Below are 24,319 nucleotides of genomic sequence, written 5' to 3'. Positions count from 1 at the left end.
TCCGGCCTCGTTCACTCGGGCGCCCATCCCTCGCCGACCAGTCGGCTCTCGCCGTCCTCGATGGCGACCTCGAAGGCGCCACCCTCGGGGAGGTCGGTCGCGCGCATCTCGGCTTCCAGCCGGCGGTTCGAGACGGCCGCGAGGATGCAGTAGAGCGGCCCGGTGTGGGAGACCAGCACCCGGGACTCGCCGAGGGCCATCTCGTCGAGCATATCGGCCCAGCGTTCCAGCGTGCGTGTCTCGACCGCGCGCCAGGACTCGCCCCGCTCCGGTGCCCGGAGGAGCGAGTCAGCGCCGTCGCCGGTGTGGTCACGCTTGACTCGGTGGTAGCGGTCGTCGTCGAGGCCTTGGAGCACGCCGAAGTCACGCTCACGGAGCGCTTCGTGGCTGGTGATCGTCGCCCGCTCGCCCAGACAGTCGGCGACGACCTCGGCGCTCTCGCTCGCGCGGCGGAGGTCCGATGTCTCGATGCCCACCGGCTCGTCGGGGAGTCGGTCGTCGAGGTACGCGCCCGTCGCCCGGAGCTGTTCGCGTCCTGCCTCGGTGAGTGGGACCGGCGCCCACCCTTGGACGCGCTCGGCCGCGGTCCACGGCGTCTGCCCGTGGCGCACGAGGTACACGGTCTTCGAGTCGCTCATGCCCGGTCGGTCGACGACGGCCGTGTTACGACTGTCGATCGGACGCCGTCGGCACGACCGTCACCGGTGGAGCGACCGCGTCAGCGTGAACACGAACAGCGCGATCATGAACGCGCCGAGCAGCGCCTCGACGTTCGCCAACAGTCGGATCGGCACGGCCTCGACGGTCGTCCCCCCCAACACGAACGCCGTGAACGACGCCGAACTCAGCAACAGCGCGCCGTCGACGCCCCCGTAGGTCGGCGAGGAGAAGCCGGGCAACAGGTACCACAGCACCCAGTAGACCGCCGCGAAGCCGCCGACGAGCAGGAGCGAGGACCGGAGCGCACGGCGGGGCCGCTCGCCGTAGCCGGCGACCCAGTCGAAGGTCCGGTTGGCGTAGAAATCCACCCAGTCCCCCTCACGCCGGTGGATCTCCCGCCTGATCCGGCGTTCGTTCACGAAGAGGTTACCCGCGGTGCTGCTGTCGCCCACGTCGTCGGCCCCTTTTCGAGCCTCGATGTACGTCAGTTCCTGCTGTTCCAGCGACCGGGAGGCCGCGTCCGGGTCCGCGAGCGCGTCAGCCAACGCGTCACGGAGCGTTGCGGTGTCGACGCTCTCGGGGTCGGTGTCGCCGTCGACCCGCCCGGCGAGCGCGGCGAGGGCGTCGCCCGCGCCGTCGGCCACCGTCGCCGCGAGCCGTCGGTCGTCCTCGTCGTCAGAACGGACCGCCCGAGCGAGGAGCGTGGCGACGCCGACGCGGTAGCGCTCGCGCCGGAACGGTGCCACACCCAGCTGTTCGGGGTTCTCGGGGCCGTTCTTCGCGACGCGTTCGAACGCGCGCTCGCCGGCGCCGTCGAACACGGCGCTCGCGAGCGACTCGGCGTCGTAGGGTGGATCGGTCTCCGCGAGCCACTCGCGCAGGCGGGGGCGGGCCACACACAGCGCCGCGAAGTCCCGCGCGTACTCGGTCGCGTCCCCGAACGCGCGGGCGAACGCGACTGTCTCGCGACGCTCCGGCGACTCGTCGATCAGCGTCCAGTCGGCGCGTTCGAACCCCCGCCGGGCCTCGTCGACGAAGGTGAACCCCGCGAACGCCGTGCGGTCGAGCCAAAGCATCGCCGGCGCCGACGCGCCGCCGGGCCTGATCTGCACGTCCCCCAGTTCGGCTTCTTCGAGGTCGTAGAGCACCGTCTCCCCCGAATCATGTCCGGCCAGCACGCCCTCGTGTATGGTCGCCCCGCGGCAGTCCACCACCGAGAGGCGGTCGTGGGTCATGTTCGGGAGCGCCTGTAGCTGTTCGAACGTCCCTTCCGAGAGGTCGAGTCGGCCGCCGACCGCGAGCGTGGCGTCACGCCGGTCGCGCCCGCGGAGTTTGGTCTCGTCGTCGATCCGCGCCTCGCTGAACGAGAGCGTGCCGTCGATGGTCGCTTCGCCCAGCCGGGTTCCGGTCCGCGTCGCCAACGAGACGCCTTGGGTGATCGTCGCCCCGCTCGCGTCGAAATCGCCGCCGATGGCCATCCGGTAGCCGATCAGTTGCCCCACACAGTCGGCGCCCGTCAGGTCCACCGACCGCCGGGTCGTTAGCCCGCGGAACTGGAGGCCCGGGATGTCGCTCTCCGGATCGGCCCCCGAGACGGCGACGCCGGCGGCCGAGACCGCGTCGACGACCGCCTCCTTGAGCGTGAACCGCCCGCCACAGTCCCCGCCGGCGGCGTCGACCACGCCGTCGACGTGGCTGAACCCGAAGTCGAAGCGACTCCCGGCGGTCGTGTGAGCGACAGACGCGTCACCCCCGATCCGCGAGAACCGGCAGTCGACCCGGCCGTCCACGGTGGCGCGGTCGAGCGTCAGGTCGCCTTCGACCGTCACGAACCGCGCGCCCAGCGACCCCCCGATGTCGGCCCCTATGCCCGACAACGAGCCGAGGGTCGCGCCGTCCAGCCTGATCGGGGCGTCGATGGTCGCGTCGCCCAGCCTGAGGGTGTCGATGTCTGCACACCGCAGGTCGAGGGCGGGCACGTCCGGCGCCGCGTGTCGGCAGCCGTGGAGGTCGAGCGTGTCGAGTTCGACGCCCAGCATCCGCGAGGCGAGGGTGCGGTAGTCGCCGTCCGGGGCGTCGACGCCGAACTCCTCGGCGCTGTACTCGCCGCGGAGCGTCGCCAACACCGCCGCCCGGACATCGGCGTCGCTGGCGTCCTGATCGTGGAGCACGCAGCGGCCCCCCTCTCGGGGAACCCGGGGACACTGCCACCGGCCGTCGTCGTCACGCGGGAGGTCCGAAAAGGCCTGAACCTCCTCGACCGGTGAGTCGTCGTGGATGTAGTCGTACTCGGTCGCGAGCCACCGTGCGCACCGTTCTTCGGCGGCACGGAGGTTCAGGTCGTACCCACACCGGTCTGGCATGCCCCCTGCTTGCGAAGCGGCCGGCAAATACGTTCCCCTGCCCCGAAATCACTCGGCCTCGAGGCGCTGGGAGAGTCGGTAGGAGTAGCCGACCGTGATCACGACCGTCAGGAGGACCGGCGCGACGGTCAGCAGGAGGGCCCAGTCGGTGAACACCGCGGCCAGCAGCGTCGACGCCGCACAGAGTTTGAACAGCGGTGCGCCGACCTCGTGGGTCCGCTCCCAGACCTCCTCGCTCTCGAGGGTCCACGGCGTCCGAATGCCGACGAACCAGTTCTGTTCGGCCCGCCCCACGAGCACGCCGGCGTAGTAGAGCAGCCCCGCAGCCCCGAGCAGTACGAGCGAGACGAACGGGAAGCGGTAGCCGAGGTTGTAGGCGACGATGCCGACCTGGATGACGCTCAGGAAGCCGACCAGCAGCACCACGAACCAGTCGTACGCCGCGCGGAACGACGCGACGTTCTCCCTCCGCGGGTCGATCCGGGGCAGCGCCGCAAAGAGGGCGAGAAGCCCGATCGATACAGCCGGGAGAACTGCCAGTGCGGCTGCTTTCGGCAGTGTGTCGTCCGGCTGCCCCGCGGCGTTCCAGTGGGTCGCCATCTCCGCCGGGAGCGACGGGGCCGCGAGAACCCCCACCGCCGCCGAGGCGGCGACGATGGCGCCGGCCAGCCCGAAGCGTCCACTCGTGTTCACGAGTGTGTCGAGGAACCGATGGTACATACAGCTATTGCGAGACGGCGTACGGAACCCTCCCGGGGTGGTCGCTTCGGTGGTCCGTCGGAGATTCGGCACCCCGGAACTGGGTCCGGCCACGTTGGCATCCCGGCTCTCGGTGGGGAACACCCGATAGGTCATCGGGTGGCGAAGTTCGTCACGCGATGACTGTGCCGTCAACGAACTTATGTCCCTCCGACATGGCGTTGGAACCGTCCTGCCACGTCCCCATGACGACGATACTCCACACCGCCCGGCGGCGATCAGCCATCCTCGACCACCTGCGGGACGGCCCGCTCGACAAGCGCGACCTGCTCGACCGCGTCGCCGCCTCGCGGTCCACGGTCGACCGAGCGGTCGAGGAACTGCTCGACACCGAACTCGCCCGGGCGGTCGACGGCGGGTACGAGGCCACGACTGCGGGGGTGTTGGCGCTCGAACGCTCCCGGGCGTTCGACCGCGACGCCGACGCCATCTCGACGGCAGCGCCGGCGCTCGCCCCGCTCTGGAAGGAGAGCGTGATCGACGTGACGTTCATCCGGGGCGCCGACGTCTCGTCCATCGGCAACGCCGACGCGGTCGGCCTGCTCGCTGACCTCGGGTCGTCGATCCGGAACACCGACGAGATCGAGGGGACGTTCCCCCAGATCGCTCGCCCTTCCCTACTGGGTCCGATCCGTTCACGGGCCGGTGCGGGTGCCGACGTGACGTTCACGCTCTCGCGGTCGCTGTTCGAGACGCTCGCCTCGACGTTCCCGGGGTGGCTCCGTGAGGTCGCCGTCGACGGGAACGGAGACCTCGCCGTGGGGCCGGTGCCGGAGTACGGCCTCATCGTCTGTCGGAGCGGCGACGAGCGAGAGGCGTACCTGTTCGTCTACGACGACGGTCGGCTCCACGCCGTCCTCCGGAACGACGGCGAGGCGGCGGCGTGGGCCGCAGATCGGATCGCGGCGGTGCGTGCCGGCGCGAGCGACTGCCGGGAGCGGATCGAGGACCTCGACGCCGACGCCGGGTTCACCGGTGTCGGCGACGCCACCCCACCGTTCGGCGAAGCCTCGGCCGTCGCCGAGAGCATCCCCGACGAGGGGGACGAGCGGACCGACGGCCTGCTCGCAAGCGGCTACGCGATCGACGACGGGAAGCTCCGGACCCCCGCGTTCGGCACGCGGGAGGCCTGTACGGTGGCGTTCTGGATGCAGCCGACCGACCGCGGCGCCGGCTGGCAGATCCTCCTGAAGTGGGACCACCTCGTGGTCGCACTCAGACGCGGCGAACTGCACGGGATGGTGTACGACCCCGATCAGGAGGAGCGCCGCGCCTACACCGCCGTCCCGACCCCCGACATCCCGGACGGCCGCTGGCAGCACGTCGCCTACACCTACGACGAGTCCCGCGCCCGCCTGTACGTCGACGGCGAACGGGTCGACGAGACCGAGGACGACTACCCGCTCAGGATCGACGAGATCGGCGCGGCGCTGGGCTACCACTACCGGAACCGGGACGCGGGCGTCCACGACCCGACTTACGAGGGCCGACTGTACGACGCCCGGCTCTACGAGGTCGCACTCTCACCCGACGCCATCGATCGCCTCGTGACCGCGACAGACCCCACAGCCGCCGTTTGGGACGGCTCTTGACGGCTCCGGAGTCTTCGGCGCCCGCGACTCAGCCGCCGAGGTAGCGCTGTGCTCGCCGCACGACGGCGGTCCGGAGGGCGGACTCCTCGATGTTCCCATCGGTGAACAGCCGCCCGTGTTCCTCCCGGTACACGTCCGCCAGTAGCCCGTCACACAGTCGGTCGACGGTCGCTTCCTGTCCCCGGTCACGGAGCCGTGTGGCGACCTGTTCGAACCGGCGCTCGGTCGCAACCGCGTCGGCCAGCGATTCCGGGTCCTCCGCACCGATCGGTTCTGCGGGAGCCACCGATAGCTCGTCGTTCGGGAGGCGTGCGCACCCGCCGTGTTTGTCCCGGATCAACACCCCGGCCACGGGGCCGTCGTACCACGCCGACGCCGGGAAGGCGTAGCTGTCGGGGTCGAAATCCCGTCCGTGGACCTCCCGTTCGACCGCGTTGATCGGGTCGAGCCCCAATCGGTCGAAGATGCTCTCGACGGCGTCGGGCGGCCGAGGGCCGCCGTCGGCCGCGAGTACGTCGAAGCCGAGGAACGGCGGGAGCCGCGCCCACTCGTAGTCGATCCGCTCGCGGTGGGTCGCCCAGCCGACGAAGGTGAGCGCCGTCACGTCCGGGACGGCAGCGCGGAGGGCCTCCCGATCCAGTCGCTCGCGGACGTGCTGAACCGCCCGACGACACTCCCTCGGCACCGCGTCGTCGTCCCGGTACACCCGGCGCTCGCCGCCGAACCGGATCGCGCCCGACGCCTGCAGTTGGAACCGCAGCGGCGACCCCTCGACCGCCTCTAGCAGCCAGCGGTGTCCCGCGAACGCCGGGGCGTCGTCATCGCCGACGGTCGGGATCGGCGGGTACTGCTTCACACCCCCCGTCAGGGCGCGGGTCGGGTATGCGTTCCGGCGCCGTCGCCGGACCGAACTCCCCACTACCCTTAATCCGCCCCACGCCGAAGCCGCCGACATGATCACGAGCCGACGCATGGCCGCCGTCGACCGCAACGCTTCGGCGCTCGGCGTCCCGTTGCGCGCGCTGATGGAGTCCTCGGGCAACGCCGTCGCCCGGCGAGTCCGCGACCTCACCGACCCGGGCGACCGCGTAGCGCTCGCCTGTGGCCGCGGCAACAACGGCGGCGACGCGCTCGTTGCCGCGCGCTTCCTCACGGACCGCGACGTTCGCGTCCACCTGCTCGGCCGTCCCGAGAGCATCACGACCGACGTCGCCCGGGCGAACTGGGACGCTCTCGACAGCGCCGGGATCGACGCCGAGGCCGTCGGTGACTCCCGCGAGTTCGCCCTCGACGACCCCGACCTGATCGTCGACGCGATGCTCGGCACGGGGATCACCGGCGACCTCCGGGAGCCTGAATCCAGCGTCGCCCGTGCGATCACCGACGCCGGGGCGCCGGTCCTCGCCGTCGACGTTCCCTCCGGCGTCGACCCCGATTCGGGCGACGCCACACCGGGCGCCGTCGACGCCGAGCACGTCGTCACCTTCCACGACCTGAAACCCGGTCTCGCCGACCACCCCGACGTGACCGTCGCCGATATCGGCATCCCGGCCGCGGCCGAGGAGGTCGTCGGACCGGGCGACGTAGCCGTCCTCGGCGGCGTCGGCGACCACAAGGGCGACAGCGGGCGGACGTTCGTGATCGGCGGCGGGCCCTACACCGGCGCGCCCGCCCTCGCCGCCGGCGCGTCGCTCTCCGCGGGTGCCGACCTGGCGTTCGTCGCCTGTCCCGAGTCGGTGTTCGAACCGATCGCCGGCTACTCGGAGGACCTGATCGTGCAGCCCTACGGCGACGGCGGCGACACCGACGACGCGGCGGACCACCTCACGCCCGCGCAGGTCCCGGCGCTCGTCGATACTGCGGAGCGCCACGACGACACCGTCGTTCTCGGCCCGGGTCTCGGCCGCCATCCCGAGACGGAGGAAGCCGCCCGGCAGTTCCTCGCCGACTACTCAGGCACCGCGGTCGTCGACGCCGACGCGCTGGCGTTGGTGCCCGAGGTGGACACGGACGCCGAACTGCTGCTCACGCCGAACCGATCCGAACTGGCCGAACTCGGCGGTCCCGAGACGGACGACCTCGTTGCCGCGGCCGAGGAGATCCGCGACCTCGCCGCCGAACTGGGCCACACCGTCCTCGCGAAGGGGACGGTCGACGTGATCACCGACGGCGAGACGGTGCGGCGCTGCCGGGCCGGCACGCCGGGAATGACCGTCGGGGGCACCGGCGACACGCTCGCCGGCGTCGTCGCCGCGCTGCTGGCCCGCGCCGAGTCGTTCGAGGCGGCCTGCGTCGGCAGCTACGTCAACGGCCGCGCCGCCGAACTGCTCGACCGCGGGAAGGGCCTCCGCGCGACGGAACTCCAAGAGACCATCCCGGTGGCCCTCGAAGGGGACGACGATGCGTGAGGATTCAGACGCCGCCGGTGACGCTACCGGCGCCGATTCCGGCGACGAACTGACCCACACCACCGACGACGGCGACGTGCAGATGGTCGACGTGGGCGAGAAGCCCGACACCGGCCGGCGCGCGGTCGCTCGGGGGGAGATCCACCTGACCGAGTCGACGATCGACGCCGTCCGTGACGACGCACTCGGGAAGGGCGACGTGCTCGCGACCGCCCGGATCGGCGCGATTCAGGCCGTCAAACACACCTGGGAGACGATCCCGATGTGTCACCAGATCCCGATCACGAACGTCGAGACGGAGTTCGCCGTCGAGGACGGCCGGATCGACCTCGAAGTCGCCGTCGAGACGACGGGAAAGACCGGCTGCGAGATGGAGGCGATTCAGGGCGTGACGACCGGGCTCGGCGTCGTCTGGGACATGGTGAAAGCCGCCGAGAAGGAGGTCGTCGACGAGAGCGACGAGGTCGAAGCGAGCGGCTACCCCGGAACCGAGATTTCGGGCGTCGAGGTCGTGAGTAAGGAGAAGCGGGAGCTGTAGCGACTGACAGACTGGCGCGGCGTCGACTACTCCGACACGGGCGTCGCGTAGACGCAACCGTCGTGGCTCCCGACGTAGACGGTGCCGTCGCGGACCGCCGGCGACGAGTAAACCGGGTCGCCCGTCTCCACCTGCCAGCGTTCGGTTCCCTCCGCTGAGTCCACCGCGTACAGGGAGCCGTCGTTACTCCCGACGTAGACGTTGTTGCCGGCGACGGCTGGCGAGGAGTTCACCCAGTCGCCGGTCCCGAAGCGCCAGCGTTCGGTGCCGTCCTCGGCGTCGATGGCGTGCAGATGGGTGTCGTAGCTGCCGACGTAGACGGTCCCATCGGCGACTGCCGGCGACGAAAACACCGGCCCGCCGGCCTCGAAGCGCCACTCGTTCCCCGAGGGGCCGCCGTCGGTGTCGGCCCCGCGGCCGGCCCGGGACGGTGTAGCACCGTACAGCGGCCACTCGATCGGGATATCGTCGGGCATCCACGACGACGCTCGCCGCCCCGAATATTGTGTTTTTCGAAGAACGTAGCCGCCGAAACGATCCTCAGGCCCCGCCGGCGTCGGCGTCGACGGTCGGGCGCTCCACGTCGGCGGCCTTCGAACGGGCCTTCGACACCACCGCCGGCGGCGCCTCGAACTCCACGGTCACCTGTTCGTCGCCGTAGCTCTCCTCGTGGACGTTCCCGTTGTCGTGGATCCACGAGACGACGCTCATCGCCTCGTCGGTCACGGGGAGGAGCAGCCGTTCGCGCTCCCAATCCGGAAGCTCTCGTTCGACCCGGCGCCGGAGCGCGTCGACGCCCTCGCCGGTCTTCCCCGAGACGACGATGGGGGCGGGCGCCAGCGCCGAGAGCGCGCGCTTGCGGCGGTCGATCTCGGGCTTGTTCAGCTTGTCTGCCTTGTTGAACACCGTCACGATCGGCGCTTCGTTGCGGTCGCTGAGGGTGTCGTGGGAGGTGACGAGCTTCTCGCGCATCGCCTCGACGGGCTCGGAGGCGTCGACGACCAGCAGCACGAGGTCGGCGTAGTACACCGAATCGAGCGTCGACTTGAACGACTCCACGAGCCAGTGGGGGAGGTCCGAGACGAACCCGACGGTGTCGGTCAGCAGCACCTCCCTGGTGCCGGTGTCGGCTTTCCGGGTCGTGGTCCCGAGCGTGGTGAACAGTTTGTCCTCGGACTCGGCGGTCGTGTCCAAATCCGGGTGACGCTGTTCGTTCTCGTCCACATCGAGTTCGCTGGCGAGGCGCCGGAGCAGCGTCGACTTCCCGGCGTTGGTGTACCCCGCCAGGGCGACGAGGTCGAACCCCTGATCGCGGCGCTGGGACCGGCGCTTCTCCTCCTTCTCGGCGATCCGGTCCAGTTCCTCCGAGATACGCGAGATGCGGTTCTTGATGTCCTGTTCGCGGGACTCGTCGTACTCCCCGAGCCCCATGAACCCCGGCCGCTCGTCGCGCTTCGCGAGGCTGGCTTTGGCCTCGGCCCGGGGGAGTTCGTAGCGCAGTTCCGCGAGTTCGACCTGGAGTTGGGCCTTCCGTGTCTGGGCGCGCTGGCCGAACACTTCGAGGATGAGGGTGAAACGGTCGAGCACGTCGACGCCCTCCGGCAGTTTCTGGCCGATGTTGTACGTCTGGAACGGGCCCATCTCGTTGTCGACGACGACGGCGTCGGCGTCGGTCCGACGCACGAGGGCCGCGAGTTCGTCGACTTTCCCCTCGCCGAAGTGGTAGGCGGCGTCCTGCGTACGTCGCTGGGTGAGTTCACCGACGACGTCGTAGCCCGCCGCGCGGGCCAGTTCGGCGATCTCTTCGAGGTCGGCCTCGCCTTCGTCGACGCGCTTGGCGACGACGGCGCGATCAGTAGGGATGGCTGGCGGTCACCCCGGTTCCGTGCATACACCGGAGTAGGAGGTCCGTGGCCATGAATCCCGCGGTGGTTCGAGGGATGTCGTCGGCGAGGAGAGCCCTACCGCCGCTCGGCCGAACTGTTCTCGGTGACGAACGTCACGACCACCTCGGTCCCTTCGAAGCCGCTGGCCATCCGGCCGACGAGTTCGCCGTCCTCGAACAGCAGCAGCGTCGGTACGCCTTTGATGTCGTACTCGTCGACGAGGTCGAGGTCGGTCTGTGGGTTCAGCATCGCCACGGTCGCCGTCGTCGCGCGGGCGACGTTGCCCACGATCGGCTCGATAGACTGACAGAGCGTGCAGCCCTTGGTGTAGAAATCCACGAGGAGCACGTCACACTCGGCGACGAGGGCGTCCAGTTCGTCGCCGGTGTCGAGTCGGTGGGGCTTCTCGTACGCTTCGCTCATACCCACCGTAGGCACCGGGGGGGCTTACGTCCCGCGACCGCGGCGGTCGGCGCCGGGAGCGCTCCGGGCCGCTGGCTCTCCGCCGTCCTGAGGTATTTACGCCGCGAGACCCCACGTCCGACGATGAGCAGCGACCACTCCGCACAACTGATCCCGAGCGAACGAATGCGACAACAGGCCCTCGAGGGCGAGGTCACCCAGATCCACCGCGGGCAGGCCTACGCCAGTGAGGGCGACACCTTCGAGATCGACGGCGTCACCTTCGAGATCGTCGACGTGACCGAGCGGAAACTCGGCGACATGACCGATGAGGACGCCCGCGCCGAGGGCGCCCGGGACCTCGACCACTACAAGGAGATCCTCGAGATGTCCCACGACGACTTCGAGTGGGACGACGACAGCCGGATCGTCCGCCATCGCTTCGAGCGCGCCTAATTCGCCCGAAAACCGCCTTTTCAGAGTTCGCTGCGCTCGAAGCGAGCGTAGCCCAGGAGCACCGGCACCGCCGTCCAAGCGATCACCGCCGTCAGCGCGCCGGCCGTCGAGACGAACGGTTCGGTACCGACGACGGCGTCGGGGGGTGCCGTCCCGACCCCCATCCCGGTCGCCAGCAGGTAGCGCAGGCTCGTCCCCGGTTCGACGAAGCGGGCGAACTCCACCCACGTGGGCGTCTCCATCGGCGCCCGGAACCGAAAGGCGACGAGCATCACGGCGTCGACCAGCGTGGTCCAGAGCATCGCCAACGCCACGTACGCGCCGAAGGCGGCGCCGATGACCCGGCGTGGGCTGGCGACGCCCGTCGAGAGGCCGACTGCCAGTCCCAGGAACGCCAGCGTGTAGCCGAACGTCGCCAGCAGCACGAGCAGGAAGTCGCCGGCCGCGAAGTCGCCGTAGCTAGCGACGAGGTAGGCGCCGGCGAGGGCGCCCGCGACAGCGATCGCGCCGGCGAGCGCCGCCGCGCGCCCGACGAACTTGCCGATCACCAGGTCACGCCGGGAGTTCGGCAGCGAGAGCGCCAGCGTGGCCGTCCCCGACGCCCGGCCGGCGACGACCGCTCGGGAGCCGAGTACGAGGCCGATCAGCGGGAACAGCGGGACGATGATTTCGACCAGCAGGTCGAGGTACGCAGAGAACGGCACCTCGGGGCTGCCGGCGAGTCGCGGAATGGCGTAACCCAGCCCCGCGAACAGCGCGAGCAGTCCGGCCGTCAGCGTCCAGACCCCGCGGGTGGCGAGCGCCCCGCGGAGGTCGTTCCGGGCGATAGCGCGCCAACTCATCGGCGACCCCCGGTCAGTCGGCCGGTCGCCGGTCCGGATCCGGAACGGTGACTGTACCGAGTCATAGGTCAGTACTCCGGAACCGCAGGTAGCCGAGCGTCACGGGGCCGAGCGCCCAGCAGGCCAGCAGGGCCGCGGCGACCCACTCCCCGAGGTACCACGGTGCCTCGGGACCGAGGTACGGACCCGTCTCGACGCCGGCGAAGAAGCCGTCGACGAGCCGGCGGTAGCTCATCCCCGGCTCGGCGCCGTAGAGGAACAGCGCCCAGTCGGGCATCGTGCCGTCGGCGAGTCCGAGATAGTCGAGCAGCGCCAGGAACACCCCGCGGAGCTGCGACCAGACCGCGACGAACAGGACGAAGACACCGAACGCGGCGCTGCTGGCGACGGCCGTCGAGGTCGTCGCCGTCGACACCGCGAGGCCGACGCCGACGAACGCGGCGCCGTACAGCAGCGTCCCGAGCAGGAACGCGCCGACGGTCCCCGCCTCGAAGCTCCCGAACGGGTAGTTCACCAGCGCGGCGCCGGCGACGACGCCGACGGCGATGGCGGCGCCGAGCGCGGCCGTGCGAGCGAGGAACTTCCCCACCACCACGTCCAGCCGGTCGTACGGCAGCGAGAGCAACAGCGTCAGCCGGCCCGAGGCGCGCTCGCCGACGATGGTTCGGTGGCCGAGCAGCAGGCCGACCAGCGGCACCACCAGCGCGACGACGCTCACCATGAACGAGGCGTAGTCGGCGCTCGTCGGCTCGGGGGACCCCGATATCGGGAGCAGGTACCCGCCCACGACGAACAGCAACGCGACCGCGCCGAGCAGCCAGCGTGTGCGCCGCGAGCCTCGCACGTCCCGCAGTTCCTTGCGGGCGACGACGGCCCAACTCACTGCCCTCCCTCGCGAGTGTACTCCACGAACAGGTCCTCCAGCGAGGCCTCCTCGGTGGAGAAGTCGAGCACGTCGACGCCGGCGTCGTCGAGCGCGACCAGCACGTCCATCTTCACGTCGTTCGGACAGGTGACCGAGAACGCCTCGTCCTCGATCCATGCCGCGTCGACGCCGTCGACGCCCTCTATCGTGTCGAGGTGGGCCTCGCTCGGGTCGTCGACGGTCACGCGGAGCTTCGTCCCGCCCGCCACGGCGTCCCGCAGCGCGTCGATGGTGTCGACGGCCTGTAGCCGCCCCTCGTGCATGATGCCCACGCGGTCACAGACCGCCTCGATCTGTTCGAGGATGTGACTGGAGAAGAAGACGGTCGCGCCGCGTTCGTTCTCCTCGTGGATGATCTCGCGCATCCGTCGGGCGCCGCCCGGATCGAGCCCCGAGGTCGGTTCGTCGAGGATCAACAGGTCGGGCTCACCGATCAGGGCCATTCCGAGCACCAGCCGTTGGGCCATCCCCTTCGAGTAGCCGCCGGCCGGGCGGTCGATGGCGTCCCGGATGCCGACGCGCTCGGCCAGCGCCACCGGTTCCACCTCGACGCCCTTCGACTCCGCGGCGAACTGGAGGTGCTGGCGACCGGTGAGGCGGTCGTAGACGTCGTAGCCCTCCGGCAGCACGCCCATGTGCTCCCGCACGGCGACGCTCTCCTCGCGGGCGTCCATGCCGAACACCTCGACGCGGCCCTCGGTGGGCCGCGCGAAGTCGAGCAGCATGTTGATCACCGTCGACTTCCCGGCGCCGTTGTGGCCGAGGAAGCCGAATATCTCTCCCTTCTCGACCGTGAGGTCGACCCGGTCGACCGCCGTGACGTCCCCGTATCGCTTGGAGACGCGATGTGTCTGGATTGCCGGCATCACGCTCTCTGGTGGTGGCTCCGCCCCGTCAGGTATAAAGTCGGTAGTACTTGATTCCTAACAACTCCGCGCCGTGGCGGCCCGGGGCTCTGCCGTCCCGTGCACCCGTATCGTTCCTGAGAACTGCGCCACGGGGAGTTATGGCGGTTGACTGTTTGTTCACCCCTATGCCGTCCCAGTCAGAGGACCGTGCGATCTCGCCCGTCATCGGCGCGGCCCTCATGATCGTGATCATCGTTGCGCTGGCGGCCACGGTCGGGGTGATGGCCCTCGGCATCAGCGACTCCCTACAGGCGCCGCCGCCGTTCGCCGCCAGCGAGGAGAGCGTCGAGGTCGCCATCCAGGGCAACGAGACCCGACACACGCTGGAGGTCGTCCACCGTGGCGGCGACCCCGTCGACGCCGACGCGCTGACGACGACGGTCGATGTCGGCGGGCGGACCGTCAGCATTCCCGCCACCGAGAGCGACGCTGGCGCGCTGAACGACGGTCGGTGGAGCGTCGGGGAACGGCTCACCCTCGACCTGAACGAGTCGGTGCTCTGTGCGGGCGACGCCGACTCGGCGTCGATCACCCTGACCTACCGCGGTGACGGCGGTACCGGCTACGAACTCTCGACGCAGACGGTACCGATCGAACGCGGGCAGTTCGTCATCGACGGCGCCGAGGTCCGGGCCACCGCCCCCTACACGGCGAACGTGAAGTTCGTCGGCACCGGCTGGTCGGCCCCGAACCGGGAGGCGTACGTGAACGTCACCGTCAGCGTCGACGACGCCCTCGAACACGCGTGGCGGATGGTCGGCGACAGCGACACGCTGGTCGGCGCCTACGGCGTCTCCCGACAGGAGTCGGGGACCAGCCTGGAGATCGGGGCCGCGGGCCAGCAGCGCCAGTGTTCCTTCTTCTTCGGCTGTACCACCAGTTGGGTCCGAGTGAGTAGCACCGACAACACCGACAACGTCCGGGTGTACCGCGACGGCGACGACGCCCCCGACTTCGGCGGCGCCGACGAACAGCAGTCCGCCGCGGCGTACGTCGACCCGTACGTCGAGAACGGTTCGATCTCGCTTCGGGACAACCAGGCGATCTACCTCTTCGACTTCAACGATGACAACCACGACTACCAGGACGCGGTCGTGTTGGTCTCCTTTTTCACCCAGCAGGATCGACCCGGCGTCTACGAGTCGCGGGAGCGGAACGTGGTGCTCTGTCCGTCCGAGACACGGTCGGCAAGCGCGAACGGGAACGAGAACGGGAACGGGAACGACGCCTGAGCCACCGCCCGAGGGCCCGACTGGGTCCGTCGGTGACTACCCCTGCCGCTCCCGCAGTTCCTCGGCCCGGAGTTCGGCTTTCGCGTGCCACGTCCGGGGGCGACAGGCGACGAACAGTGCGCCGAGGTAGACCACCGCGACGACGCCCATGACGACGACGCCGGGGATCATCCCGATCGACGCGCTCGCGGGGAGTGGCTCGCTCGTGAACGCCGTCACGCGCAGCAGCCACGCGCCGAGCACCACGCCCGAGAGCGGGAGGTAGATCCGGCGGAGTCGGTGGGCGATGGCCTCCTCGGCGCTGATCTTCACCGTCGGCGTCCGGTAATCACGCCCGAGCTTCTCGCGCCACTCGGGGTCGTCGACGCCCAGCGACGGGTCCAGCCCGTAGGACCAGACGTTCTCCTGGAGAATCCGCACGCGGGTCCGCCAGATCTCGTAGCCGCGGTAGCGACGGGCCTCCATCGTGAGGAACACCCCGATGGTCACCACTCCCACGAGCAGCACGTAGTGGGGGTTGTTCGGGCTGGCGAACGCCCACGTGATGAGGGCGGCGACGACGATGACCGCCCAGCGGGTGGTCCGGTCCAGCCGCTCGCGCCAGAACTTCATCCGGTGGACCTCCCCGCGGTAGAGGTGGGCCATCGCGGAACTGGGCCCCATCTCCTCGTCCAACAGCCCCGCTCCGATCTCGTGGGGAGCGGGCCCCGTCTCGTCGTCGTCCTCGGGCGAGCCGTCGGCCATCTGCGTTAGGCGCTCACCTCATCGAGCACGCGCTCGAAGCGCTCGCGCACTTCGGCGCCGATCTCGTCGAGTTCGGGGTCGTCGACGACCGACAGCAGCGTCTCCGGGTCGACGGCGCTGACGCCCACGTCGCCCTCGTCGGTCTCGTAGACGACGACGTTACAGGGCAACAGCGCGCCGAGGCGGACGTCGGCCTCGAGACCCTGCTTCGCCAGCGGCGGGTTGCAGGCCCCGAGAATCCGGTACTGGCGGAACTCCGCGTCGAGTTTCTTCGCGAACGTCGCCTGGACGTCCACGTCACAGAGGACACCGAACCCCTCGTCGTCGAGGGCGTCGATCGTCGTCTCGACTACGTCGTCGAACGCACCATCGACCGTCTCGTCTAGAGTATAGACCATATCGCACAATACCGCTGCAGTCCCCTTATGTGTTGTGACCGATCGGTCAGGGGGCCGGGCAGAAGATGGCACCGTAGTGGTACGGCGGTAGGTCGATGACCGCGTCGAGTTCGAACCCCGCGTCGCCGACGGCGTCGATGGTCTCGCCGGCCGGCATCCGCAGGTCAGTCGGCGGGCCGCGTCGCTCGCCCAGTACCGCCGTCTCGGCTCTGGGCTGATCACGCCAGTTGATTACGGCGAACCGCCCGCCGTCTGTCAGGGTCGTCGCGACCGTTCGGGCGAACGCCGTCGGGTCGGCGACGCCGTGGAACGTGTTCGCCAGCAGGACGAACTCTACCGGCTCCGGCAGCGCGTCGTCGAGTTGGCGTGCGTCGGCTTCGACCGTCTCGACGGATAGCCCGGCTCCCTCGGCGCTCCCTTCCAGCGTCGAGAGGTGGTCGATATCGAGGTCGACCGCGTAGACCGCCTCATCGGTCCGTTCCGCGAGTGCGAGCGTGAACAATCCGTCACCGGCACAGACGTCGGCGACGCGGTCCCCGGTCGATACCCCGAGACGCTCGACGACTCGAGCCGGGTCCTCCCAGAGCGCTTCCCACCAGTCACGGTCGGGCTGGGCCGTGTTGCGGAAGCGGTCGGGCACGCTCAGTTGGCCGCGCAGTTGTTCGGGCCGAGTTCGAGCGCCTCGGCGTCCTCGCCGGCGCGTTCGTTGCCCCAGTTGATCTGCTTGATCTGGTTGTAGTTGGCCGGCTCGTCGGCGAGGCTCTCGACGATGGTCTCGACGAACGACTCACGGTCGCCGTCGGCGGCGTAGCTGAACAGTTCGTTGGTCGTCTCGTCCCGGAGCGCGCCGAGGTCGGTCTGGAGCGGCCGGTAGGTCTCGTCGGTGAAGTGGCCGGGCAGGACGACGGCGTCGTCGTCGAGCGCGAGCAGGCCGTTGAGGCTGTCGAACAGCTCGCTGGCTGCGGTCCGGACGGCGTCCTCGTCGCTGTCCTCGAGGTCGGGGCGGCCGACGCTCCGGAGGAACAGCGTGTCACCTGAGAGCAGGCCGTCGCCGAACTGGAACGAGACGCTGCCGGGAGTGTGCCCCGGCGTGTAGAGCACGTCGAGTTCGCGGCTCCCGACCGGGATCGAGTCCCCGTCAGTCACCGTCGTCACGTCGTCTCGATCCCCCGCGTCGGCCTCGTGGAGGTAGTACGGCACGTCGTGCTCGGCGGCGATATCGGGGCCGCCCGAGACGTGGTCCGCGTGGGCGTGGGTGTCCGCGACGGCGACGATGTCGAGGTCACGCTCCTCGGCGGCGTTGAGGTACACGTCGACGTACTGGCTCGGGTCGACCGCGACGGCAGACTCGCCGTCGTGGACGAGGTAGGACAGACAGCCGGTCCCGGGCCGCACGATCTGGACGACGCCCTCGACGCCGTCGGCCTCGTAGGCGCGGTGAACCCGGCCCCAGCCGTTCATCCCGTCGGCGACGGACGCGGCCTCGAAGCCGTTGTCGCGCAGCACCGCCGCGGCGCGCGAGGAGGTGACTCCGCCGACACAGACGATGGCGATCTCGCGGTCCTCGGGCAGTTCGTCGAGGTGGGCTTCCAACGTCGAGAACTCGTGGTCGAGTAGCTCGTCGTACACCGGGAGGTTCGTGCTTCCCGGGATCTGCCACTCCTCGAAGTCGTCCTCGTTGCGGACGTCGAGGACGAACAGGTCGTCGGACTCGTCCTGAAGTCGCCGTGCGACCTCGTCGGCCGAGATGGTATTGTTCATTACGTGCATCACTACACAATACGCATCCATAAATCTGTTCCTCGGGCTCCCGTCGGCAGCCCTATGGTCCCTCGCTCCCGCCTTCTCGACGATGGGACACCACACGTTCGACCCCGAGAAGGCGTCGGCGCTCGAAGACCCGGCAACGCGGTTCAGATACGTCTCCGTCGACGAACTGGTCTGGGCGGCCTCGCCGACAGACTCGTCGACGCTGGCTGACCTCGGGAGCGGGACCGGCTTCTACACCCGCGAGGTCGCCGAGCGTGCCGGCACCGTCTACGGCGTCGACGTACAGGAGGCCATGCACGAGTACCACCGGGAGTCCGGGGTCCCCGAGAACGTCGAACTCGTCACCGCGGGCGTCGCGGACCTCCCCTTCGCCGACGACGAACTCGACGGCGCGTTCTCGACGATGACGTTCCACGAGTTCGCGACCGACGAGGCGATCGCGGAACTCGCCCGCGTCGTCGCCAGCGGGGGGCGTATCGGCATCGCCGACTGGGCCGCCGACGGCGAGGGTGAGGCCGGGCCGCCGGTGTCGGAGCGCTACGGTCTGGAGGACGCCATCGAACAGTTCGAAGCCGGCGGCTTCGAGGTCGAGTTCGGGGCGAGTCGGCCCGAGACGTTCCTGCTGGTCGCCCGGGCGCCGTAAAAGGGGGCGTTAGATCAGGAGCTGGATGTCGGCGTCGGCCATGTCTTGGATCGCCGTCGCCGCGCCGACGCCGGTGGTGACGCCGTCGAAGAAGTCGTCCTCGTCGTAGTCCATCAGGTCGATGGTCATCTGACAGGCTTGGAACTCGACGCCCATGTCGAGGCTGGTCTCCAGCAGCTCCTCGATGGTGGCCGTGTCGTTGTCCTCGATGCGACCCTCCATCATGCGCGTGGTCATGCGGTCCATCCCGGGCAGCGCCGCGATGGCGTTGGGTACGGGCATGTTGGGGTTGCCGACCGAACTCATCTTGAGGTTCTTCGAGTGTTTCTCGTGGAGAATGTCCAGCCCCCAGAACGTGTGGAACACGGTCACGTCGTAGCCGAACGCGGCCGCGGTGCTGGCGAGGATCAGCGGCGGGTAGGCCATGTCCAGCGTGCCCTTGGTGGCGATGATGGACATCTTCTTCTCGCCGTCGTCCTCGACGGCCGCCAGCGACTCCTCCAGTTCCTCGACGCGCGCGGCCAGTTCCGCACGGGTCGGGGCGTCCTCGGCCGCGGCGGCGTCGCCGCCGGTCGTGTCGGTACTCATTCGGTCACCTGCACGTAGTGCTTGTACACGCCGTCACCCTCCTCCTGTTCGAGAAGCTCGACGCCCTCGGTCGTGTCGGCCCAGCCGCCCAGGTCGCTCATACTCCCGGAGTCGGTGGCCACCACCTCGAGCACGTCGCCGCCGGCGAGGCCGTCGATGGCCTGCTTGGTCTTGACGACGGGCATCGGGCAGTTCTCTCCTTTCACGTCGAGGGTCTCGGTGATGTCGTACTCGGTCATGGTTTTGGCTTCATCGCCCAATATTGGACCCGGCGGTAAAAGCATATCGATAGCTGTTCTGTAACTGCGCACAACCGGGCCGCCGAAGCATCGCACGCTAGCGCGTAAACAAACAATAAAGAGTCAAAATGGCCGTGTTCGCTGTACCGGTCTTGTGTAGTTAGCGAAAATCTATCCAAACCCTTATTGCGGGGCGGCCGGTACTCGGGAACGACGATGTCCGATCAATCCACGACCGACGCTGCAGTCGCGTCGATCACGCCCGAAGCGCTGAAAGACCGCATCGACGCCGGCGAGGACGTGTTCCTCCTCGACGTGCGCTCCGAGGCCGACTTCGCGGAGTGGCGCATCGAGGGTGCCGAGACGATCAACCACCCCTACTTCGACCTCCTCGACGGGATCCCCGAGGAGCTGCAGGAACAGCTGCCCGAGGACCGCCGGATCACGGTCCTCTGTGCGAAGGGCGGCTCCAGCGAGATGATCGCCGAGAACCTCCAGGACGAGGGGTTCGACGTCGACCACCTCGAGCGCGGGATGAAGGGCTGGGCGCGGATCTACGAGTACCAGGAGCTCGAGACCGACGCCGACGCGACCGTCGCACAGTACCGACGACCCTCCAGTGGCTGTCTCGCCTACCTCGTCGCTTCCGAGGGCGAGGCCGCCGTGATCGACCCGCTCCGAGCGTTCACCGACGAGTACGTCCAGGACGCCCGGACCCTCGGCGTCGACCTCACCTACGCAGTCGACACCCACATCCACGCCGACCACATCTCGGGCATCCGCGACCTCGCCGACGAGACCGGCGCGACCGCGGTGATCCCCGAGGCGGCGGACGCACGCGGCGTCGACTACGACCGCGAGTACGAGACCGTCGCCGACGGCGACACGCTCTCCGTGGGTGACGCCGAGATCGAGGTCGTCCACACACCCGGCCACACGACCGGCATGACGGCCTACAAGGTCGGGAACGTGCTGTTCACCGGCGACGGTCTGTTCACCGAGAGCGTCGCGCGGCCGGACCTCGAGGACCCCGAGGCCGCCAAGGACGCCGCCCGCACGCTGTACGACAGCCTGCAGGAGAAGGTCCTGCCGCTGCCGGAGGACACCGTGATCGCACCGGCACACTTCAGCGACTCGGCGACGCCGAACGACGACGGCACCTACACCGCCGAACTGGGCGACCTCGTCGAGCGCATGGACGCGCTGACGATGGACGAGGAGTCGTTCGTCGAGTTCATCGTCGACGGGATGCCCCCGCGGCCGGCGAACTACGAGGAGATCATCGCCTCGAACCTCGGCCGTGAGGCGCCCGACGACGAAACGGCGTTCGAACTCGAACTCGGGCCGAACAACTGTGCCGCCAGCGAAGAGGCGATGACCGACTGATGACGGCGCTGACACCGCTGCTCGCGGCGGGTGAGCTCTTCCCGCGAGGGGTACTGCCGTACCTCCTCGGGGGGCTGCTCGTGGGCGCCGGCGCTTCGGTCATCTACCTCTCGACGGGGATCATCGCCGGCGCGAGCACGTTCCTCGAGTCGACGCTGTCGTACGTCTCGGACGTGGACCGGTTCAACCGGTTCAAGTACGTCCAGTCGCGGGGCTGGCGCGTCGTCTTCACGGCGGGGATCGTCAGCGGTGCCGCGCTCTGGAGCTTCCTCCTCGGCCCCGAACTCACCGCGGCGATGCCCTCGTTCGCGTCGACGGCGGGGCTCGCGACCGAGGCGGGCGCGTGGACCACCGACGTCCAGTGGTGGCGACTGCTCGGCGGCGGCGTCCTCGTCGGCGTCGGCACCCGACTCGGGAAGGGGTGTACGTCGGGCCACGGCGTCTGTGGCGTCGGTTCCGTCTCTAACACGTCGCTGGTGAACGTCGCGACGTTCATGGCGTTCGCCATCGGGACCGCACAGCTCGTGCAGGCCGTGGGGGTGTCGCCATGAGCGACGCCGGCCGACACCCGCTGTTCACGGCGGCGATCTACGCCGGCGGGCTCATCTTCGGGCTGGGGCTGGCCATCAGCGGGATGGCCCGCCCGGAGGTCGTCCTCGACTTCCTGCAGTTCGAGGACTTCGGCCTCCTGTTCGTGATGGGTGGCGCCGCGGTCGTGACGGGGATCGTCTTCGCCGTCGCGACGCGCCTCGACAGCACTGCGCCCCTGACCGGGAGCGAGTACACTCGCCGAGTGAAAGAGTTCGACCGCAACGTCATCGTCGGCGGCGTGGTCTTCGGCGTCGGCTGGGGGATCTCGGGGATCTGTCCCGGGGCCGCTTACGCCAGCGTCGGCATCGGGAACCTCCCGATCCTCTGGGCGATCGCCGGGATGTTCCTCGGCGCGTACGGCCAGGGGTACATCCGCTCGCGCGGGTCGAACTAACCCCTCGTTTTCCTCGATGGACCTCGCATTCATCGCCCTCTTCGTGGCAGCAGGTATCGCCAGTCTGTTCATGGCGTGGGTCATCGGCGCTGGTTCGAGCGGTGCTACTCCGTTTGCCCCCGCTGTCGGCGCAAACGAGATATCCACCATGCGGGCCGCGTTCGTGGTCGGCATCCTGGGTTTCACCGGCGCTGTAACACAGGGCGCGAACGTCTCCGAAGCGGTCGGAAGTGGGCTCGTCGGCGGCGTGAGTCTCCCGCTGTCGGGCGTGATCGGGGTTCTCGTGATCGGCGCCGGGCTGATGGCGGTCGGTATCAAGACCGGCTACCCGATCGCGACCGCGTTCACCGTCACCGGATCGGTGATCGGGATCGGGCTGGCCATGGGCGGCGAGCCCGTCTGGCCGAAGTACACGCAGATCGGTGCCGTCTGGGTGTTTACCCCCTTCGTCGGCGGCGGCATCGCGTACGCCATCGCGAGCGTACTCCCGCGGCCCGACGTTCCCGAGCGGTTCAGCGTCGCGGCCCTCGCGGGGCTGGTCGGTGCGGTGACGATGAACATCGAGTTCGCGTTCCTCGGTTCGAGCCGGGGGGGTGGCTCCATCGCTTCCGTTGTGGGAGGGTTGATCGGACTCGGGTGGGCCGGCATCCTGCTAGTCACTCTGCTCGCGTTCGTCGGCGTCGCGGCCGCGGTCTCGATCGATATCCAGCGCAATCCCTCCGCGGGGCTGAGTCGCGTTCTGCTCGGGCTCGGCTCGCTGGTCGCGTTCTCCGCGGGCGGATCCCAGGTTGGGCTCGCAGTCGGTCCACTCCTCCCGCTGCTGGACGGCATCGAGACAGTCTCGACGCTCGCAGTGCTCGTCGGCGGTGGTTTCGGCATCTTGGTCGGGTCGTGGACGGGCGCACCACGGATGATCAAGTCGCTGGCCCAAGACTACTCGTCGCTCGGCCCGCGGCGCTCGATCGCGGCGCTCGTGCCGTCGTTCCTGATCGCCCAGACCGCCGTCCTGTTGGGCGTCCCGGTTTCGTTCAACGAGATCGTGGTGAGTGCGATCATCGGGAGCGGCGCCGCCGTCGGCGGCCGTGACGCCATCAGCGGGCGAAAGATCGTGGTTACAGTCGGCGCGTGGGCCGGCTCGTTCGTGCTGGCGTTCGGTCTCGCCTACGGCGTTGCGGCGATACTTCCCTGACCGTCGGGAACGAGGAGGGGGCCAGTATTGCACAGTAATCCCAAAACCGTTAAATAGGTCACCCGGTTACGTCGATGTGAGTAGAAACCCATGAACTGCACAAGACTGCGTGGAGGGACGATCGATGTTCGGGCTTGAGAACGCCACCGGCCTGCAGGGTGCAGGCCTGGTGATGGGAGTCGTACTGCTCGAGGCCATCATTCTGTACATCGGGTACGGAGCGCTCGAGCGGCTCTTCGGACCGACGCTCGTGAAGATGGTGAGCGGAGAATGATGGAACTGTTCGGCGTGAGCGTGACGTTTCTCGCGCTGTTCGCCGGGTTCGGCGTACTGATCGGCCTCCTGTTCGGGTTCTTCGGGATGGGGGGGTCGTTCCTCGTCACGCCCGCACTGATGGTGATGGGGTACGAGACCGACGTGGCGGTCGCCTCCGGCCTCGCGTTCGTGTTCGCGACCTCAGTGATTGCGACCCTGAAACACCGTGACTTGGGGCAGGTCGACTACAAGCTCGGGGTGCTGATGATCGCCGGGACGACCGGCGGGATCGAGGTCGGGAAGATCGGCCTGCACTTCCTCCAGGACCTCGGGCTCGCGGACACCGTCGTGAGCGTGATCTACGTGCTCCTCCTGGGTGGGATCGGCCTGTTCGTCACCTACACGGCGATGGGGGACGGTGACGGCGGCGGGCTCAGCCCCGACCACGACGAGGCCGACGGCGAGATCGACGCCGACGACATCCCAGACATCGCCAAGAAGATCCAGTCCTACAACATCCCGCCGATGATGAAGCTCCGGGGCGGCATCAGGGTCTCGCTGTGGCTGATCCTGGGAGTCGCCTTCGCGACCGGGCTGCTGTCGGGCTTCCTCGGCGTCGGCGGCGGCTTCATCCGGATGCCCGCGCTGTTCTACCTGATCGGCGTGCCGGTCCCGATTGCGGTCGGGACCGACCTGTTCGAGATCGTGTTCTCGGGCGGGATCGGGAGCTTCCTGTACGCCATGGACGGCGCGGTGAACCTCACCATCGTGGTGCCGCTGTTGGCCGGGAGCGCACTCGGTGCGCGCCTGGGAGCGGCAGCGACGGACCTGGTGAACGAGGACGACATCAAGGTGTACTTCGGCGTGATGCTGCTGCTCGGCTCGATCGCGGTCGCGGTCCGACAGGTCGGGAACGCGATCGACGTCCCGGTCCTTCAGACGGTGTCGCTGGTCATCATCGTCGGCGCCGCGGTGCTGGTCGCCGGCGCAGTCGTCGTTAGCTCGATCCGGGAGCTCCGGGCCGAGTCGACGACGACGACGACCTCGACGGCCGACTGAACGCCATTCCGCGTGATTTTTTCGGAGTGATCGATACCCCAGCGACAGCCATGCCGACGCCGGCGCGAGCCCGCCGCGTATCCGGCAGTATT

General features: G+C 69.1%; 28 protein-coding genes. 12 read left to right on the top strand and 16 right to left on the bottom strand.

What is annotated here, in order from left to right; all coding sequences use genetic code 11:
- Window positions 1-11: 11 nt before the first annotated feature.
- The 3 genes from NO998_RS07685 to NO998_RS07675 are packed head-to-tail and all read right to left on the bottom strand — an operon-like array spanning window position 12 to window position 3,716.
- Window positions 12-638 carry a histidine phosphatase family protein gene (locus NO998_RS07685; protein ID WP_267646522.1) on the bottom strand — a complete coding sequence of 209 codons (627 nt, stop codon included), beginning with the start codon at window positions 636-638 and terminating at the stop codon, window positions 12-14.
- Between the two features lie 60 nt (window positions 639-698).
- Window positions 699-3,023: a hypothetical protein gene (locus tag NO998_RS07680; protein ID WP_267646521.1), complete on the bottom strand. Its 2,325-nt coding sequence runs from the start codon at window positions 3,021-3,023 to the stop codon at window positions 699-701.
- A 48-nt stretch (window positions 3,024-3,071) separates the two neighbouring features.
- Window positions 3,072-3,716 (bottom strand): SdpI family protein, encoded by a 645-nt coding sequence (locus tag NO998_RS07675; RefSeq protein WP_267646520.1) that lies wholly within the window; start codon window positions 3,714-3,716, stop codon window positions 3,072-3,074.
- Window positions 3,717-3,937: 221 nt separating this feature from the next.
- On the opposite strand from NO998_RS07675, the gene NO998_RS07670 reads away from it, so the two are divergent.
- The gene (locus NO998_RS07670; RefSeq protein ID WP_267646519.1) at window positions 3,938-5,374 is read left to right on the top strand and encodes a LamG domain-containing protein; all 1,437 of its coding nucleotides are present in this window, start codon (window positions 3,938-3,940) and stop codon (window positions 5,372-5,374) included.
- 28 nt (window positions 5,375-5,402) lie between these two features.
- Here the strand turns inward: NO998_RS07670 and NO998_RS07665 are convergent, their stop codons facing one another.
- The gene (locus NO998_RS07665) at window positions 5,403-6,230 is read right to left on the bottom strand and encodes a hypothetical protein (RefSeq protein ID WP_267646518.1); all 828 of its coding nucleotides are present in this window, start codon (window positions 6,228-6,230) and stop codon (window positions 5,403-5,405) included.
- A 97-nt stretch (window positions 6,231-6,327) separates the two neighbouring features.
- Between NO998_RS07665 and NO998_RS07660 the strand changes: the two genes are divergently transcribed.
- Together NO998_RS07660 and moaC are read left to right on the top strand one after the other, a co-directional pair.
- Window positions 6,328-7,782: an NAD(P)H-hydrate dehydratase gene (locus NO998_RS07660; RefSeq protein ID WP_267646517.1), complete on the top strand. Its 1,455-nt coding sequence runs from the start codon at window positions 6,328-6,330 to the stop codon at window positions 7,780-7,782.
- Window positions 7,775-8,320, top strand: a complete 546-nt coding sequence (moaC, locus tag NO998_RS07655; RefSeq protein ID WP_267646516.1) for a cyclic pyranopterin monophosphate synthase MoaC — start codon at window positions 7,775-7,777, stop codon at window positions 8,318-8,320. The genes NO998_RS07660 and moaC overlap by 8 nt, the downstream gene beginning before the upstream one ends.
- A gap of 26 nt (window positions 8,321-8,346) precedes the next feature.
- Here the strand turns inward: moaC and NO998_RS07650 are convergent, their stop codons facing one another.
- The 3 genes from NO998_RS07650 to NO998_RS07640 form a co-directional block, all read right to left on the bottom strand.
- A complete protein-coding gene (locus tag NO998_RS07650; protein ID WP_267646515.1) occupies window positions 8,347-8,796 on the bottom strand; it encodes an outer membrane protein assembly factor BamB family protein in 450 nt (149 codons plus the stop codon).
- Between the two features lie 64 nt (window positions 8,797-8,860).
- A complete protein-coding gene (gene hflX / locus NO998_RS07645; RefSeq protein ID WP_267647199.1) occupies window positions 8,861-10,183 on the bottom strand; it encodes a GTPase HflX in 1,323 nt (440 codons plus the stop codon).
- Window positions 10,184-10,281: 98 nt separating this feature from the next.
- Window positions 10,282-10,629, bottom strand: coding sequence for a thioredoxin family protein (locus NO998_RS07640; protein WP_267646514.1), 348 nt, complete (start codon window positions 10,627-10,629; stop codon window positions 10,282-10,284).
- A gap of 123 nt (window positions 10,630-10,752) precedes the next feature.
- Between NO998_RS07640 and NO998_RS07635 the strand changes: the two genes are divergently transcribed.
- Complete coding sequence (locus NO998_RS07635; protein ID WP_267646513.1) at window positions 10,753-11,064, top strand: ASCH domain-containing protein; 312 nt, start codon at window positions 10,753-10,755, stop codon at window positions 11,062-11,064.
- 20 nt (window positions 11,065-11,084) lie between these two features.
- Here NO998_RS07635 and NO998_RS07630 read toward each other — a convergent pair whose 3' ends face one another.
- The 3 genes from NO998_RS07630 to NO998_RS07620 form a co-directional block, all read right to left on the bottom strand.
- A complete protein-coding gene (locus NO998_RS07630; RefSeq protein ID WP_267646512.1) occupies window positions 11,085-11,906 on the bottom strand; it encodes an ABC transporter permease in 822 nt (273 codons plus the stop codon).
- A gap of 61 nt (window positions 11,907-11,967) precedes the next feature.
- Window positions 11,968-12,789, bottom strand: a complete 822-nt coding sequence (locus NO998_RS07625) for an ABC transporter permease (protein ID WP_267646511.1) — start codon at window positions 12,787-12,789, stop codon at window positions 11,968-11,970.
- Entirely contained in the window at window positions 12,786-13,697 is a 912-nt protein-coding gene (locus NO998_RS07620) for an ABC transporter ATP-binding protein (protein WP_267647198.1), read from the bottom strand. The genes NO998_RS07625 and NO998_RS07620 overlap by 4 nt, the downstream gene beginning before the upstream one ends.
- A gap of 167 nt (window positions 13,698-13,864) precedes the next feature.
- Here NO998_RS07620 and NO998_RS07615 point away from each other — a divergent pair, with 167 nt between their 5' ends.
- Window positions 13,865-14,971 (top strand): type IV pilin N-terminal domain-containing protein, encoded by a 1,107-nt coding sequence (locus NO998_RS07615; protein ID WP_267646510.1) that lies wholly within the window; start codon window positions 13,865-13,867, stop codon window positions 14,969-14,971.
- A 36-nt stretch (window positions 14,972-15,007) separates the two neighbouring features.
- Here NO998_RS07615 and NO998_RS07610 read toward each other — a convergent pair whose 3' ends face one another.
- Genes NO998_RS07610 through NO998_RS07595 form a run of 4 tightly spaced genes read right to left on the bottom strand, consistent with a single transcriptional unit; the run spans window position 15,008 to window position 17,874 of the window.
- Window positions 15,008-15,715 carry a DUF2270 domain-containing protein gene (locus tag NO998_RS07610; protein WP_267646509.1) on the bottom strand — a complete coding sequence of 236 codons (708 nt, stop codon included), beginning with the start codon at window positions 15,713-15,715 and terminating at the stop codon, window positions 15,008-15,010.
- A gap of 5 nt (window positions 15,716-15,720) precedes the next feature.
- The gene (locus tag NO998_RS07605; protein ID WP_267646508.1) at window positions 15,721-16,113 is read right to left on the bottom strand and encodes a DUF302 domain-containing protein; all 393 of its coding nucleotides are present in this window, start codon (window positions 16,111-16,113) and stop codon (window positions 15,721-15,723) included.
- A gap of 46 nt (window positions 16,114-16,159) precedes the next feature.
- Complete coding sequence (locus tag NO998_RS07600; protein WP_267646507.1) at window positions 16,160-16,753, bottom strand: class I SAM-dependent methyltransferase; 594 nt, start codon at window positions 16,751-16,753, stop codon at window positions 16,160-16,162.
- 2 nt (window positions 16,754-16,755) lie between these two features.
- Complete coding sequence (locus tag NO998_RS07595; protein ID WP_267646506.1) at window positions 16,756-17,874, bottom strand: MBL fold metallo-hydrolase; 1,119 nt, start codon at window positions 17,872-17,874, stop codon at window positions 16,756-16,758.
- A gap of 91 nt (window positions 17,875-17,965) precedes the next feature.
- Here NO998_RS07595 and NO998_RS07590 point away from each other — a divergent pair, with 91 nt between their 5' ends.
- Window positions 17,966-18,526 (top strand): class I SAM-dependent methyltransferase, encoded by a 561-nt coding sequence (locus NO998_RS07590; RefSeq protein ID WP_267646505.1) that lies wholly within the window; start codon window positions 17,966-17,968, stop codon window positions 18,524-18,526.
- Between the two features lie 9 nt (window positions 18,527-18,535).
- Here the strand turns inward: NO998_RS07590 and NO998_RS07585 are convergent, their stop codons facing one another.
- Together NO998_RS07585 and NO998_RS07580 are read right to left on the bottom strand one after the other, a co-directional pair.
- Window positions 18,536-19,114 (bottom strand): DsrE/DsrF/DrsH-like family protein, encoded by a 579-nt coding sequence (locus tag NO998_RS07585; protein ID WP_267646504.1) that lies wholly within the window; start codon window positions 19,112-19,114, stop codon window positions 18,536-18,538.
- Window positions 19,111-19,353 (bottom strand): sulfurtransferase TusA family protein, encoded by a 243-nt coding sequence (locus NO998_RS07580; RefSeq protein ID WP_267646503.1) that lies wholly within the window; start codon window positions 19,351-19,353, stop codon window positions 19,111-19,113. The genes NO998_RS07585 and NO998_RS07580 overlap by 4 nt, the downstream gene beginning before the upstream one ends.
- Window positions 19,354-19,569: 216 nt before the next feature.
- Between NO998_RS07580 and NO998_RS07575 the strand changes: the two genes are divergently transcribed.
- The 6 genes from NO998_RS07575 to NO998_RS07550 all read left to right on the top strand — a co-directional run bounded on the left by NO998_RS07575 (window position 19,570) and on the right by NO998_RS07550 (window position 24,227).
- Window positions 19,570-20,739 carry an MBL fold metallo-hydrolase gene (locus NO998_RS07575; RefSeq protein ID WP_267646502.1) on the top strand — a complete coding sequence of 390 codons (1,170 nt, stop codon included), beginning with the start codon at window positions 19,570-19,572 and terminating at the stop codon, window positions 20,737-20,739.
- The gene (locus NO998_RS07570; protein WP_267646501.1) at window positions 20,739-21,290 is read left to right on the top strand and encodes a YeeE/YedE family protein; all 552 of its coding nucleotides are present in this window, start codon (window positions 20,739-20,741) and stop codon (window positions 21,288-21,290) included. The genes NO998_RS07575 and NO998_RS07570 overlap by 1 nt, the downstream gene beginning before the upstream one ends.
- Complete coding sequence (locus NO998_RS07565; protein ID WP_267646500.1) at window positions 21,287-21,724, top strand: DUF6691 family protein; 438 nt, start codon at window positions 21,287-21,289, stop codon at window positions 21,722-21,724. Before NO998_RS07570 ends, NO998_RS07565 begins: the two co-directional genes overlap by 4 nt.
- Before the next feature lie 16 nt (window positions 21,725-21,740).
- A complete protein-coding gene (locus NO998_RS07560) occupies window positions 21,741-22,913 on the top strand; it encodes an inorganic phosphate transporter (RefSeq protein WP_267646499.1) in 1,173 nt (390 codons plus the stop codon).
- 124 nt (window positions 22,914-23,037) lie between these two features.
- A complete protein-coding gene (locus NO998_RS07555; RefSeq protein WP_267646498.1) occupies window positions 23,038-23,187 on the top strand; it encodes a DUF7512 family protein in 150 nt (49 codons plus the stop codon).
- Complete coding sequence (locus NO998_RS07550; RefSeq protein ID WP_345781127.1) at window positions 23,187-24,227, top strand: sulfite exporter TauE/SafE family protein; 1,041 nt, start codon at window positions 23,187-23,189, stop codon at window positions 24,225-24,227. The genes NO998_RS07555 and NO998_RS07550 overlap by 1 nt, the downstream gene beginning before the upstream one ends.
- Window positions 24,228-24,319 lie beyond the last annotated feature (92 nt).

The sequence above is a fragment of the Halolamina litorea genome, assembly GCF_026616205.1.
Lineage (GTDB): Archaea > Halobacteriota > Halobacteria > Halobacteriales > Haloferacaceae > Halolamina > Halolamina litorea.
The sequence above is the reverse complement of the archived record's forward strand: the minus strand, read 5'-3'. Positions and strand labels throughout refer to the sequence as shown.